This window comes from Labrenzia sp. CP4, from assembly GCF_001579905.1.
GTDB classification, from domain to species: Bacteria; Pseudomonadota; Alphaproteobacteria; order Rhizobiales; family Stappiaceae; genus Roseibium; species Roseibium algicola.
Genome location: NZ_CP011927.1, coordinates 1,884,844 through 1,898,987 on the forward strand (window position 1 = coordinate 1,884,844; position 14,144 = coordinate 1,898,987).

11 protein-coding genes are annotated in these 14,144 nt (G+C 60.7%); 6 read left to right on the forward strand and 5 right to left on the reverse strand.

Annotated features, from left to right (window positions below; all coding sequences use genetic code 11):
- Window positions 1-8: 8 nt before the first annotated feature.
- Both ACP90_RS08695 and ACP90_RS08700 read left to right on the forward strand, forming a co-directional pair.
- A complete protein-coding gene (locus tag ACP90_RS08695; protein ID WP_062487984.1) occupies window positions 9-1,205 on the forward strand; it encodes a pyridoxal phosphate-dependent aminotransferase in 1,197 nt (398 codons plus the stop codon).
- Window positions 1,196-2,809, forward strand: coding sequence for a 5-guanidino-2-oxopentanoate decarboxylase (locus tag ACP90_RS08700; protein WP_062487986.1), 1,614 nt, complete (start codon window positions 1,196-1,198; stop codon window positions 2,807-2,809). Before ACP90_RS08695 ends, ACP90_RS08700 begins: the two co-directional genes overlap by 10 nt.
- A 22-nt stretch (window positions 2,810-2,831) precedes the next feature.
- On the opposite strand, the gene ACP90_RS08705 is transcribed toward ACP90_RS08700, so the two are convergent.
- On the reverse strand, window positions 2,832-4,859 hold the full coding sequence (locus ACP90_RS08705; RefSeq protein ID WP_062487988.1) for a sensor histidine kinase: 2,028 nt from the start codon (window positions 4,857-4,859) through the stop codon (window positions 2,832-2,834).
- 51 nt (window positions 4,860-4,910) lie between these two features.
- Here ACP90_RS08705 and ACP90_RS08710 point away from each other — a divergent pair, with 51 nt between their 5' ends.
- The 3 genes from ACP90_RS08710 to ACP90_RS08720 all read left to right on the forward strand — a co-directional run bounded on the left by ACP90_RS08710 (window position 4,911) and on the right by ACP90_RS08720 (window position 7,182).
- Entirely contained in the window at window positions 4,911-5,564 is a 654-nt protein-coding gene (locus ACP90_RS08710; protein WP_062487990.1) for a response regulator transcription factor, read from the forward strand.
- Window positions 5,565-5,665: 101 nt separating this feature from the next.
- Window positions 5,666-6,319 (forward strand): SH3 domain-containing protein, encoded by a 654-nt coding sequence (locus ACP90_RS08715; RefSeq protein WP_082809705.1) that lies wholly within the window; start codon window positions 5,666-5,668, stop codon window positions 6,317-6,319.
- Window positions 6,320-6,402: 83 nt separating this feature from the next.
- On the forward strand, window positions 6,403-7,182 hold the full coding sequence (locus ACP90_RS08720; RefSeq protein ID WP_145915736.1) for a hypothetical protein: 780 nt from the start codon (window positions 6,403-6,405) through the stop codon (window positions 7,180-7,182).
- A gap of 410 nt (window positions 7,183-7,592) precedes the next feature.
- On the opposite strand, the gene ACP90_RS08725 is transcribed toward ACP90_RS08720, so the two are convergent.
- Complete coding sequence (locus tag ACP90_RS08725) at window positions 7,593-9,425, reverse strand: VWA domain-containing protein (RefSeq protein ID WP_062487996.1); 1,833 nt, start codon at window positions 9,423-9,425, stop codon at window positions 7,593-7,595.
- 123 nt (window positions 9,426-9,548) lie between these two features.
- The gene (locus ACP90_RS08730) at window positions 9,549-9,959 is read right to left on the reverse strand and encodes a hypothetical protein (RefSeq protein WP_023000385.1); all 411 of its coding nucleotides are present in this window, start codon (window positions 9,957-9,959) and stop codon (window positions 9,549-9,551) included.
- A gap of 343 nt (window positions 9,960-10,302) precedes the next feature.
- Here ACP90_RS08730 and ACP90_RS08735 point away from each other — a divergent pair, with 343 nt between their 5' ends.
- Complete coding sequence (locus ACP90_RS08735; protein ID WP_145915737.1) at window positions 10,303-11,886, forward strand: PAN domain-containing protein; 1,584 nt, start codon at window positions 10,303-10,305, stop codon at window positions 11,884-11,886.
- Between the two features lie 69 nt (window positions 11,887-11,955).
- On the opposite strand, the gene ACP90_RS08740 is transcribed toward ACP90_RS08735, so the two are convergent.
- Both ACP90_RS08740 and ACP90_RS08745 read right to left on the reverse strand, forming a co-directional pair.
- Window positions 11,956-13,383: a carnitine 3-dehydrogenase gene (locus tag ACP90_RS08740; RefSeq protein ID WP_023000387.1), complete on the reverse strand. Its 1,428-nt coding sequence runs from the start codon at window positions 13,381-13,383 to the stop codon at window positions 11,956-11,958.
- Window positions 13,380-14,144: an SDR family oxidoreductase gene (locus ACP90_RS08745; RefSeq protein WP_062488000.1), complete on the reverse strand. Its 765-nt coding sequence runs from the start codon at window positions 14,142-14,144 to the stop codon at window positions 13,380-13,382. Before ACP90_RS08745 ends, ACP90_RS08740 begins: the two co-directional genes overlap by 4 nt.

A 14,144-nucleotide genomic window follows, 5' to 3' on the forward strand; every position in this document is an offset into this window, starting at 1 on the left:
GACCGACTATGCGTTATGCGTCGATCACCGACCGCCTTGCCCACCTGGGTTCGGGAAAATGGACTGTCCACATCAAGGCGCGCGAAATGGCGGCTGCGGGCGTTCCCGTTATCGAGCTGACGATCGGCGAGCCGGACATACTGCCCGACGAAGCCTTGTTCGAGGAAGCCAACCGGGCGATGAGGGCCGGCCGTATCCGTTATTCCAACGGCCGGGGCGAGCCGGGTATCGTTGCTGCATTGACGGAAAAATATCGCAAGCGCCGGCCTGACGTGAACGAGCAGAACGTCCTGTGTTTCCCGGGTACACAGACTGCCCTTTTTGCGGTGATGCTGGGCCTTGTGGAGGCCGGCGACGCCGTTCTGGCAGGTGATCCGCTCTATGCCACCTACGAAGGCGTTATTGCCGCGACCGGTGCGCACATGGTGCCGGTGCCGCTCCGCCCTGAAAAAGGTTTCCACCTTCAGGCGGAAGATCTTGAAAAGGCAGTCACTCCGGACAGCCGGGTGCTCCTGCTCAATACGCCGCACAATCCGACCGGGGCAACGCTGACGGCTGAGGAAATTGCCGCCATCGGTGAGGTCTGCATCAAGCACGACCTCTGGATCGTCTGCGACGAGGTGTATGAAAAGCTGATCTTTGAGGGAAGTTTCGCTTCCCCCTTCGACCAGCCGGCGCTGGCGGACCGGACCATCGTGGTGTCCTCTATCTCCAAGTCTCACGCTGCCCCCGGCTTCCGGTCCGGCTGGGCAATCGGTCCGGAAGAATTCTGCACGCGGTTGCTGGCGGTGTCCGAAACCATGCTTTTCGGCGGACAGCCGTTTATCGCGGACATGACAGCCATGGCGATTGCCGGGGATTTCGACACCGCCGAGCGCATGCGGGAGAGTTATCTGCGTCGGGCGAAGCTCATCATCGGGCATCTGTCCGGACACGGTGCCCTGAAGCCCATGATGCCGGAAGCCGGCATGTTCCTGCTGGTGGATGTCAGTGCAACGGGACTGGATGGTGCCACCTTTGCCGAAAGGCTGCTGGAGGAAAAGCAGGTCGCGGTCATGCCTGGGGCCTCCTTCGGCGATCAGGCGACAAATTTCATCCGGTTGTCGTTGACGGTGGCCGATGAAACGCTTTCCGAAGCAACAGACCGCATCGCGGCCTTTGCGGACAGTCTCGGCAAGGACGAGGAGAACCGTAAATGGGCGTAGTGACCAAAACGGTCGGTGAGGCCCTGATCGATATTCTTGAGGCCAATGGCGTGGAAGCCGTCTTCGGCATTCCCGGCGTGCACACGGTCGAGCTTTATCGGGGGCTGGCTGCGTCCGAAATACGCCACATCACCCCGCGCCACGAGCAGGGTGCCGGGTTCATGGCGGACGGATACGCCCGCGTAACCGGGAAACCCGGTGTCGCACTGGTGATCACCGGCCCGGGCCTGACCAATACGATCACCGCGATGGCGCAGGCCTATCAGGATTCCGTGCCGATGCTGGTGATCTCGGGGGTCAATGCACGTGCAAGCCTTGGCCATGGCAGGGGCAAGCTGCACGAGCTGCCGGACCAGCGCGCCATGATGGCACCGCTTGCGCTGATGACACACACGTTGCTGGAGCCCTCGGACCTTCCGGCTGTCATGGACCGTGCCTTCGCGATCCTGCAGTCGCGGCGTCCGGGGCCGGTCCATATCGAAATTCCAACCGATGTGATGGTTGAAAAGATTGCCGTTGGCGACCTGCGCCCCTCAAAGGCCCGCGGCCCGCGGGCGGCTCAGGCACAGGTGCTGGAGCTTGCCGAGAAATGCCGCAAGGCCCAGCGCCCGGCGATCCTGTGCGGCGGCGGTTCCGTTGCTGCCGCAGACAAGATCCGTTTGCTGGCGGAGCGAATTGATGCGCCGCTGATCACGACGGTCAACGCGCGGGGCATGTTTGCGGGACATCCACTCTCCGTTCCTGCCAGCCCGAGCCTTGCCGCCGTCCGCGACCTGCTTGCAGCCTCCGATCTGGTGATTGCGCTCGGCACGCAGATGGGACAGACGGATTACGACATGTATGCCGATGGCGGCTTTCCGGAGCTTGCCGATCTGGTGCGGGTGGACATCGATGCAGACCAGCTTGCCCGGGGTCCCGAGGCTGCGCTGCCGGTCCTCTCCAGTGTCGACCAGTTGCTGGACGACCTTCTGCCGCTGCTTGAAGGTCCCAGTACGGAGGCAGACGGTGCTGCACGGGCCAAGACTTGCCGAGAGGCGGTTTCAACCTGGTTGAGCCCCAAGATGCAGGCGGAAATCGGCGTTCTGGAGACGATCCGCGAGACGTTGCCCGGCTGCATCATCGTCGGCGACAGCACGCAGGCCATCTATTCCGGCAACTTGTCCTTTGAAGCAGGCCGGCCGCACGGCTGGTTCAACGCGGCAACAGGTTTCGGCGCACTTGGATATGGCCCTCCGGCCGCGATAGGTGCCAGCATCGGCGAGCCTGAAACGCCTGTGATCTGCCTTGTGGGTGATGGCGGGCTGCAGTTCTCGCTTGCCGAAATCGGCTCTGCCAGGGATTGCGGAGCCAGGGTGATTTTCCTGGTCTGGAATAACGACGGTTATGGCGAAATCCGCACCTACATGCTGGATTGCGGGATTGAGCCGGAAGGCGTCACGCCATCAGCACCCGATTTTGGCAAGATCGCCGAAGCCTATGGTTTGCCGTCCGTGCGTCTTGATGACGTGTCGGAGCTCGGGGCCGCTCTTCAGCGGTTTTCAGACCTGTCCGGACCAAGCCTGATCGAAATCCACGAAACAGGCACGCGCGGGGCGACCGCCTGACGTGAGACCCTGCTGGCTTTGCTCAGCTTGAGGCCGGCAAGGACAGCCTGAATTGCGTTCCCCTGCCTTTTGCAGACTGGCAGGTGAACGCAAGGCCGTGTTCATGCGCAAGGTCGTGACAGACCGAAAGACCGAGACCATGTCCGCTGGACGTGCTGCCTTTTTCGTAAGCTTTCAGGAAGGTTCGCTGTTCGGTCTCGGTCAGGCCTGGTCCCGTATCGAGCACACAAAGCTCCAGGGCCTGTCCACGGTTACGGACGCCAATCAGGACCTTGCCTTTTTCGGTGTATTTGACCGCGTTGGAGACCAGATTGCTGGCGATGCGCATCAGGACCATGGGCGGTACAGCTGTCTTGCGGGTTGATGTAACCCGTCGCAGCTTCAGGCCTTTTGAGATCGCTTCCTCGCCAAACATCTGCTGGACCGTGTCGAGAACAAGCGAAAGTTCGTAGCTCTCGATTTCCACCGGTTCTGCGAGGGTGATGGTGATGTCGTTCTGGGCGTGGTCTTCTTCGCCGGTTGGATCTGAGTTTTCGGCTGTCTCTGTGCCATCGTTCCGCGGTGCCGTTTCCGCCAGGTAGGAATTCGACAGGGCCTCCATGTAGTCGAATGCCTCTGCAAGACGTTGGCGAACCGGCGGTTCCATATGGTCGGCAAGATGGTCGAAGCTGAGCCTCAGTGAAGTGATCGGCTGTTTCAGATCATGGGAAGCAGTCGCCAATTGCCGCTGACGCAGGCTGGCCAGATCGCGGGCACGCGTGTAATTGCGCTCGGCCACGAGCAGCTCCCGACTGCGCTTTGCTTCCGCTTCAAGGGCAGCGATTTCGGCCTGAACGGCATTTGCGTGTTTGTGGCGCAAGGCAACGATATGGGCGGTCAAACCGGTCATGGTGGCAATCAGCAGGCAGGAGAAAATACCCTTGACCGTGCTCGCAACTGGCAGGATTTCAGTCTCGAGGCCAACGACCATCAAGGCAATCAGCCCAACGACCAGCACGGTGCCAAAGGCTGAAACCAGTTCCGAGCTGACATGTGCCGCGCCTTCGCTGCGTCGCCAGCTGCGGCCTGCCATGAAAACGGAAATGAACATCAGCGCCAGCAGCAGATAGCCGAAAAACGCGACATAGGTGCCGGGCGAAAAGAAAGACAACCCGAAACCGGCGATCGATAGAGCGGAAAGGGCTGTCAGGCCGATGGAAAGTCTTGTCTCGCGGCCCGCGGTGGCGACAGAGCGGCCGGAAATCACGAAGCCGAGGCCGGATAGGGAGAACAGCAGGAAGAAGCCTGTCGGAGACTGGAGTTCAGGTCTGTCGGGAAAGAAGAACCGGAACCAGAGGCCGTCAATATAAGCGATGAAAGCAAGCCCGAGCCCGAACTGGACGGCGTAGAGCATGCCGATCCAGTTTTTCATGGCCAGATGAAAGCCGAAGAAGAAAATCAGGCAGGAGATCGTGAAGGCGTAGAACGCCGTATGGGTGATGCCGGACGCAAAGGCTGAGGCTTCAAGCTCCACCGGTGTTTCCAGCGCCATCTTGAAGGACTGGAAAGGCCCGAACTTGAAATTGACCAGGAGGGTGACCCGCTCTTGCGGCGCGATGTCGAAGACGGGCGTGCGCAACCTCGTGACCGAATGGTCTTCCGGTGCGAAGGGTTCGAAAATCGAATAGCTGATCAGGCTTTCGGTAAAGCCGCTTTCGCGGATGACATAGGCATCCAGTTCGCTGACCAGCGGCAGGTCGATTGTCAGCACGAAAGGATCCGGCGCACGGCCATCGTTCAGTGTTGCGTTGACGATCTCGACAGCGGCCCAGGCTTCCGGCGCATAGTTGGTTTCCAGAAGAGAGGCCTTGAGGGTAGGGGAGAATTTGCCGGAGCGGAACCGGTTCAGAATGTCGGCAAGAGACGCTGACGGATCGCTCTCATAGACCAGATGCGGCTTCAGGTCGCCAATCCCCTGGCCGGGCTCGAGGCGCACAGTTTCTGCCCGGGCGATGCCGGTCACGAGAAGGCTGAAAAACAGAAGGGCCCACAGGTGCAGAATTCTGGTCATTTCCCCAAAGGCATGTCAGATAGAAGGACTGCAGCTGCTGGATCGAGAGCCGTGGAAGATCAAAGATATAGTGCCATCATTGCTGACGATCACGCAATCGTTCGCTCGGGCTTGCGCGACGCTCTGGAAAAACCGGGCCTGATCGAACCGGAGGGGATCAACGTGCTGGCGGAAGCCGGCGACGGCCTCAGCGCGATAGCCGAAGTGCGCAAGCAGCGGCCAGACCTCCTGTTGCTGGATGTCTCCATGCCGATGGCAGGCGGCGTGGAAGTGCTGATCGAGGCAAGGCGCTGGTCGAAGGAAACGAGGGTGGTCGTGCTGACAGGCATTTCCGCTGTCGGGCTGATATCGGATCTCATCGAGGCCGGGGTCGATGGCCTGTTCTCGAAGGCGTCGGACAATGCCGAGTTCTACCAGAAACTGCCGGGTATCCTGCGCGGACAGCGGCATATTTCGGACGTGTTTCTGAAGATCCTGGAAGAGACACCTGCGCCGCCGGTTCTGACTGACCGGGAGCGGCAGACGCTGAACCTGATCCTCGCCGGGCGGTCCAATAAGGAAATTGCCGAAGGACTTGGCATCAGCGTCAAGACCGTCGACAAGCACCGCACCAGCCTGATGCAGAAGCTGAACGTGCATTCGGTGCCGCAGCTGATGGCCAAGGCGCTGAAGGAAGGCATGATTGATCCATCGCGGGAACTTTGACCGGAGAATGCATGTTCTGGCCGGAATGGGGGATCGGCCCCATGGCCGGCAGTCAGCCGCCATGCGTTACTGCTGCAAGTGACCCGTAAAAGGATTGTGCCATGCGCCCCTGTTTCAGACTTTCAGCCACCTCGCTTGCCGCGATACCCGTTGCCAGCATGCTAATCACGGGCTCGGTCCAGGCGCAGGATGATGGTTTTCGCGAGATCCGTGTTGCTCCCGGCACAGCGGTCGCCGCCAATTTCATGGATGTGCTGATGCCGTTTTTGCAAGGCCATCCGGAGAGTGACGAAGGCAATGCAGCGCTCGACCTGAAGGTGCGCAAGGCCGACAACGGCTACAGTGTCGATATCGTCATGACGGGATATCTTGATGACAGCCTTTCCGGTGAGCATTACAGGGGCACTGTTATTCACACGGCGACGGGCGAATGGGAGCTTCTGGAGATGAAGGTCAAACCCTTGTGCGCGCGTGGTGTGAATATCGGCGGGACATGCACCGCATCCGCAGCACCACCTGCCATGTTCCGGTCTTCCGGTGCCGCTGACGGCCGGTTGATGTGCGTCAGCATTGCGCAGGACGATGTTCTGAATGTACGGCAGGGCCCCGGAACACGGCATGCCGTTACCGGCGCTCTTGCGGCGGGAACCTGTAATGTGGAACTTTCCGAAAGCTGTGAGGGAAGCTGGTGTGAAATCCGTTCGGGCGCGGTGTCCGGATGGGTGAATACCCGTTACCTTGAGCCCGCCAATTGAAAGACATATCGACGAGCCCCATGCCGGTCAGAAATCAGCATCAGCGCAGATCTGCCAAAAGCCTTTTCATCGGAGGCTTGCTGATGTCTTGCGCAACTGTCGCGGTTCTGGCCAGCAGCTTGCCGGAGCCGACATTCCTGGAAAGCGGCAGCAACGACCTGATCCGGTTTCAGAAAGGTGAGGTGCCTGCACCGCCGGTTACGCTGGAGGCCGCCCCTTCAGCTGCTCCGGAACCGGTAGAACCTGCCGAGATGCATGCGCCCGAGCACCGGCTGATGGACAGCGAGGGGGCTGCCGCCGAGATTGCCCCTCCACCGCCAGCGCAGCCACGGCCACGACCGCCGGCGCATGCACCTGCACCCTCCGATGCCGCATCCTGGACGGACCGCATGAGTCCGGAGTTAGATCGGGCCATCGACCGGACTGCCCCCCAGAGGGAACGGGTTGCGCCGGCTGCAGCGCCGAAACAAAATTCGCAAAAACGGGAAGCCACTGGTGCGGACACTCAAGGCTTGAACTCTGCCATAAAAAAGTCCGCCGCAAGGCGTGCGCAGGAACCTGCGCCACTGGAGGAAGCCGCAGATGCCGATGATGCGATTTCCGCGCGGCTGGTGACGGTCTGCCTGACCAATCCGGACGACGCCAGTGGTGCCAAGGGCTTTGATATCCGGCGAGATGGTCCGCCGCGCTATGTTGCCGATGTCGGCGCGACGGCCTGTGCCCGCTTCGAGCCGACGCGCCATACGATCTATCTCTGGAAGACCAACGACCTGGGCGCCCTGTCGCTGATCCTCTCCAGCCGTCTTGATCTGGTCGAGGCAGATGGGACGCAAGTGTCCCTGGACTGGTTGCGGGACCGATAACCGGCCCGACAGAGCAAACGCGCAGCCACCGGATTTATTCTCGAATTTGTCAGTCGTCCGCAGGGCTCTGGGAATGAGTGTATCCCGGGTCTTGTGTTACTCGCCCGGGTGATATTCGGGGAACTTCTCCATTCGTCATCCCGGGCGAGCAGCGCGAGACCCGGGACCGGGGAGGCACAGGCTTCTTTTGTTTTTCGGGTGCCTATTTCGCTGGCCCTCGGCTCCCCGGTCCCGGATCTTCGCTGCGCTGCGTCCGGGATGACGAATGGAGGGGTGATCATGGGAGGGATGACGAATGGAGGGATGGTGCATGAAGTGACGGCGCATGATGCGATGGGCAATTGAGCGGAGAATTCAAAATAGAAACCGGCAGGCGGGCCTGCCGGTTTCTGTGCGGGTGGTGGGGGAGCCTAGCGCTCGGCGACGTCCGCGAGACGGACGAGGGTCAGGAATTCAGACCGGTAGCCGAAGCGATCAGCGCCCTTGTTTTCACTGGCGAGTTTTTCAATCGCCTTGAAATCCCAATCTCCCAGGTGATCGGTGCCTTTCAGCTTCTGCCCGAAGGCGGCAACTGACGCGGCAAAGAGGGTTTCCGACATCGGAATACCGCTTGTATCTGCCATGACCGGTGTCTCGATCAGGGTACTTTCCTTGTCTCCGGGCAGCTTGTAGCGCAGCTTCACGAAGGCGAGTTCACCCGAATAGGAAGCGCGAACGGGCTCGATCTTCTCCTTGGGGCCGTAGCGCAGGTCCGAGATCTTTTCCGCCGGCGAGCCGACAGGGGTGATTTCATAAAGGGCCGTGACGTTGTGGCCCGCGCCGATGTCGCCGGCATCTACCTTGTCGTTCCTGAAATCTTCTGTTCTGAGCGCCCGGGTCTCATAACCGATCAGGCGGTATTCGGCGACAGTCTCCGGGTTGAACTCGACCTGGATCTTGACGTCCTGGGCGATCATTGAGATGGAGCTGACCACCTGATCCACCAGTACCTTGCGGGCTTCGGACAGCGTGTCGATGTAGGCGGCAACGCCCTGTCCGTTCTGCGCAAGGGTCTGCATCAGTTCATCGTTGTAGTTGCCGCGGCCGAAGCCGAGCACGGAAAGCGCCGTGCCGTTTTCCCGCTGTTCAGTGACATAGCGTTTCAGGCTGTCCGGATCGGACAGGCCGACGTTGAAGTCGCCGTCGGTGGCCAGGATGATCCTGGTCTGCTCGCCGTCGCCGGTCATTGTTTCGGCCAGGGCGTAGGCTCCTTTCAGACCTTCATGACCTGCTGTTGAGCCACCGGAGGTCAACGCGTTGATCTTTTCCAGGATCCGGCTCTTGTCGGTAACCTTGGTCGGCTCGAGCAGAACACCGGAGCTGCCGGCGTATGTGACGATCGCCACTTCGTCCTCGTCGCGCAGCGTGGACAACAGCAGGCGGAAGGATTGCTGCAACAGCGGCAACTTGTTGGCGTCTGCCATGGAGCCGGACGTGTCGATCAGGAACACGAGGTTCTGCGGGGGAAGGTCATCGAGCGGCACCTTGTAGCCCTGGATGCCGACCTGCATCAGCCTTGTGTGTTCGTTCCACGGGGTGTCGACCACGGAAACATTGGTGGAGAAGGGGTGACCGCCCTTTTCGGGCACGGGGTAACTGTAATCGAAGTAGTTGACCATTTCTTCCACGCGCACGGCATCCGGGTTCGGCAATCGGCCGCCGGACAGCGTGCTGCGGACATAGGAATAAGAAGCGGTGTCGACATCGACGGAGAAGGTCGATACCGGTTCCGCCCTCGTGCGTTTCAGCGGATTGACTTTTGCGGATGCAAATCGCTCCCGGTCTGCAGGCTGAACGGCTGGCATTGCCGGTGGTTCGGACTGAGCCACCTTTCTCGGGGCAGAGCCGCCACTGCCGGAGGAAAGCGACATCAGGCCGCCAGTGGCTGCCTCCGAGCCAATCATTAGTCTGTCCTGAAAAGCCGGGGCCGGGGCCGGGGCGGGCTGGGGGGCTACGGCCGGACGGGAGATGTCCGCGATGACGGAGTGGCTTTCCTCCTGTTTCCTGCGCTGGGTTGTCGAAACCGAGGCATCATCGTCTCGCTCACCTGCAATGTTCATCCGGCTGGCTTCTTCCGCCGGGCTTGTGAGCTTTTTCCCGAGCTCCTGCCAATCGATGGTTTGCGAGGCGATGCCGGCGAAGGCGATTGTCATCAGCGAAGCGGAGCTGATCAGCAAGGTTCTGGGCATGTGTTTGCCAAACATGAGACAAATCCTTTTCGTCGCCCGGAGGAAAGGTCCGGGTGTCGGGGTGATGGGGAAAGGTTGGGTAATGTGCCGGGCAAGAGCCGCGCCCTTGCGGCGCGGCCTTGGTGTGTTTGCCGGGTGTTACCGGAACACGATGCGGTAGCTTGCGCCCTTGCGGCAGACCGAGGTGCTGGAGTCCGCGTACCAGGTTTTCAGCAGGTTCCAGCGGCCGTTGGACTTCAGCTTGCGGAACTGGACCCGGACAAAGGTGCTGGCGTTGTTCACGCCTTCCAGGTTCCGGGTGACCTTGTAGGTGCCACCGTGGGCGATGACGCGGTTGGAAATGTTTTCCGAGCGCCAGCGGTTGGAACCGAGGTCACGGTAATCGAGATCGTAAAGCTGGATCGGCTGGCCGGTGTTGTTCTTCACCGTGATGTTGACCTTCTTGCAGATGTCGAACAGGGCGGCGGCCGGGGTCACGGCACCGAGGGAGGCAACGCCTGCAATGGCAAGAACGGTGGCGGCTGTTGCGGTTTTGGCGAGGGCTTTCATTGGTCAATTCCTTTCTCTTGAATAATCTCCTTTCGGAGGGGGTATCGATCTTTCGATGAGAGAAAGGTGCCAGAACGAGCGGGGTGTCAGTATGGGGTCGATACCCCAATCGCACTTCTGGTGAGGCACCTGAAAGCGGGCCGGTCACCGCAACCGGCGGGTTGAAGACACGCTTCGATATTTGGTCTATTGCTGCTTCGTCGCCTGTTTTGAAAAACGATTTCGAGATGACGATTTCATTCCCGGACCGGCCGTACCGGTCGACCTGAGGCCCCGGTTTTTTCGGGTGCCCGATCAGCCCTGCCAAAACTATTAAAACGGACTGCCTGGAGAAGGAGTGCCCATGATTTCGAGATGCCTGGTGTTTATCCTGTTCTGTCTTGCCGCAACGGTGGCGAAAGCGGCCGACGTGTTTCCGTCGAACGCGGAAGGTTGCGACTATCATTTGCGGGGTCAGATCGTCTCGGGGGATGCGGAAAAGCTCAAGGTTCTGCCGATCAACTCGCAAGGCATCACGCTGTGCCTCGATAGCCCCGGGGGCAGCTTTGCCGAAGGAAAGCGGCTGTTCGACACGATCTGGGACCAGGATATCGCAACCATGGTGCGTTCGGGAGAACGGTGCGAATCCGCCTGCTCGCTGGCTTTCCTTGGTGGCAGCATGCGGATCGGGACAGCCGTGATCCGTTTTCAGATGCGCTCTCTGCGTCCAGGGGGCAAGCTCGGTTTCCATTCGCCCAGCCTCAACCTGCCCAACGAGAACAGTTACCCTGCCAGCGAAGTCCAGACTGCCTTTGCGATTGCACTGAAGGCCGCCGAGTCCTTTTTCGATATCAAGCTGAGCGAAGAGCACGACGTCGAGGCCATGACGGATTTCCTCTATCAGCGGATCCTCGGCACGCGCCCCGAAAACATGTTCCACATAGAGAGCATCGGCGATGCGGTGCTGGCCAATATCACCGTCACCGGACTGACACCGCCAGCCTCGATTACGGAACGTGAAATCGCAAATATCTGCGACAACGCCTATGCGGCCAATCTGATGGATGGTCGGCCGGGATATACGACCAGTTCACAATACTACGACGAAATCCTGATCGGCGATCCGGATGGAGACCGGAATGTGGTGCTGACAAGGCAAGGAGAGGACCTGGTCGGCAAGGTCTTCAATTATGATACTCCGAGCAAATTTTCGGCGCTTGGCTGTTCGGTCCGGATATCCGACGACTGGAAACGGTTCTGGGATACCGATTACAGCCCGCTCAGCGTCCGTTTCGAGCAGTATTCCGTTGGTGACGATTTCGGTGACGGGGAGGCCGAGGAATTTTCCGCGCCTTACTGGTATCTGCTGCCGGCTTCCCTGAAGCTTGACCAGCAGGCAGAAAGAAACGTTGCCGGACAGAATGCAAGTGCACCCGCGTCTGCGCCTGCTGCGTCAGGCGAGGGCGGTTTCGTTCGCCTGAGCGGCTATGATCTTTACGGCGGAGATCTGCCGGATGGCGTGCTCCGCAACATGAGCGCGGAGGACTGTATCTCGTCCTGTAGCGCCAGAAGCGGCTGCGATGCCGTGACCCATGACCGATGGAACCGGATCTGCATTCAAAAGTCCGTCGGTGACAGCAATGGCAGGCTCTATCTTCTTTCCAAGGCCGACACCTATGTGCAGCGGGCTGCCGCCGGGTCTCTCAAACCCAATCTGAGCGTGCCTGTCCAGACGTTCACCAAACAGAACAAGGGCTTTCCCGGACAGCCGGATGAAAGCCTGCAGGCGGGATCGGCCGGCCAGTGCGAGACGCTCTGCACGGAACGCACCTGCCTCGGGTTCAACTGGTCTGCCGGGTCTGGAAGATGCGATCTGTTCGCGCGGCCGGGTGTCTATTCCGACGCCGAAGGTATCGTGGCCGGGTTCATGGTTCAGCCGGCCCAATAAGACCGCCCAGTAGGACCGACCAACAAAACAGGCCCGTCCGCGGTTCAGTTGACCGCGGACGGTGTCTGATCAGACTGCCTTCTGTCCGACGAAGCGGCCGGCACCTTCCGGAAAAGGCAGGGCCTTGTGGGCATCGGCGAAGGCCTTGAGCTTCTCGCCGACTTCCGCTCCCGGCAGGGAACTGGCACGGGTGTTGAGATCGACATGGAGCAGAAGGGTCTCCATGGTCGCGGCAAGTTTGCCATCAGCGTTTTTCAGGAAGTGGAACAGCTGCATCTTCTTGCCTTCCCCCTGGAGCACCTGGGTCGTGACCGTCAGGCGTTCGCCCGCCAGAAGCTCGTCCAGGTAGCGCAGGTGATTTTCAACGGTGAAGTAGCTCTTGCCGGATGCGATATAGTCGGCATCCGCACCGATTAGCTCCATGAACCGGTCGGTTGCGGCAGCACCTGCTTCCAGGTAGTGCGCCTCGTTCATGTGGCCGTTGTAGTCGGTCCAGCTCTGCGGGATCTGGCGGTCTCCCGTGATCGGCAGTTCAGCCTCCGCCGGTGCCGCCAAAGCCCGTTCATGGGTGTTGAGAACGCCGCCTGCACCGCTGCCGCTTTTCTTTAGCGCTCGCATCATGCCGACGAGATTGTCGTCGCGCAGGCGTTCCAGCTCGCGAATGGAGCGATGGCCGGACTGGGCATCGGACTGACCGGCGATCAGGTCGACCAGCTCGTCGGTGAACTCCGGCACGTCCATCAATTTGGTCCAGGGCCAGGAGAGGCATGGACCGAACTGGGCCATGAAGTGCTTCATGCCGGCTTCCCCGCCGGCGATACGATAGGTCTCAAAAAGGCCCATCTGTGCCCAGCGCAGACCGAAGCCCATGCGGATTGCCTCGTCAATTTCTTCGGTCGTGGCAATGCCGTCCTTCACCAGCCAGAGCGCCTCGCGCCAGACAGCTTCCAGGAACCGGTCGGCAATGTGGGCGTCGATCTCCTTGCGGACATGAAGCGGGAACATGCCGATGCTGCGCAGGACCTCGGCTGCGCGAGCGGTTTCGGCCGCATCACCGACAAGTTCCACCAGCGGAAGCAGATAGACCGGGTTGAACGGGTGGGCGACGACGGCGCGCGCGCCTTCGCTGGTCAGTTCGGACGGCTTGAAGCCGGATGTCGACGAGCCGATGACGGCGGTCTTGGGCGCGAGCTCCGTCAGGCTGCCCAGGACCTTGTGCTTGAGGTCGAGGCGTTCGGGAACGCTTTCCTGCACCCAGTCAGCACCAGCGGCTGCCTCGGCAAGATCTGAATGGAACGACAGTTTGCCTTCGTCCGGCAGGCGCTTGTCATAGAGCGCGGGCAGGCTGCGGCGCGCATTGTCGATGACTTCGCCGATCTTGCGTTCGGCTTCCGGGTCGGGGTCGAAGACGGCAACGTCCCAACCGTTCAAAAGGAAACGGGCGGCCCAGCCGCCACCGATCACGCCGCCGCCGACGATGCATGCTTTTTGGGTCATGGTGCAAGTGTCTCCGTGTGGCCGTCGATGGCCAGGATCTGTCCTGAAATGCGGGCGCCTGCTTCGGACGCCAGAAAGTGAATGGTGTTTGCTACATCCTGGGCAGTGACCCAGGTCTTGAGTGAAACACCCTTGACGTAGCTCTCTCGAATGGCCTCTTCGGTCTCGCCGCGCGCCCTGGCTTCCATCGCGACGACCCGATCCATCCGCTCCCCTTCCACCGCGCCCGGGCAAACCGCGTTGACGCGAATGCCGTGGGGGCCGAGCTCCATTGCGAGCGTCTTGGTGAGGCCGACAACCGCCCATTTGGCGGAGGCGTAGGGCGAGCGGAACGGGTAGCCGTAAAGTCCGGCGGTCGACGAGGTGAGCGTGATCAGACCGTGCCCCTGAGCTTTCAGCACTCTGGCCGCCCAGCGGCAGGTCAGGAAGGCTCCGTGGAGATTGGTCGCGACGCAGCGTTGCCATTCCGCGTAGTCCAGCGTCTCGATCGCCCCTGCGGGACCGCCGGTGCCGGCATTGGCGCAAACCACGTCGATGCCTTTCCAGCGGTGTTCTAGGTCGTTCAGGAACGCGGACATTTCCGCTTCGCTGGTGACATCGGCAACAGCAGCGATTGCGTTGCCATTTGCTTCCGAGAATGCGGAAACGGCTACAGGATCCGCATCACAGATCGCGACTTCGTCTCCGTCTGCCAGGAAGCGTTCCGCAATGGCGCGGCCGATCCCGGACGCACCGGCCGTGACGAGGATCCTGCGGCTCAT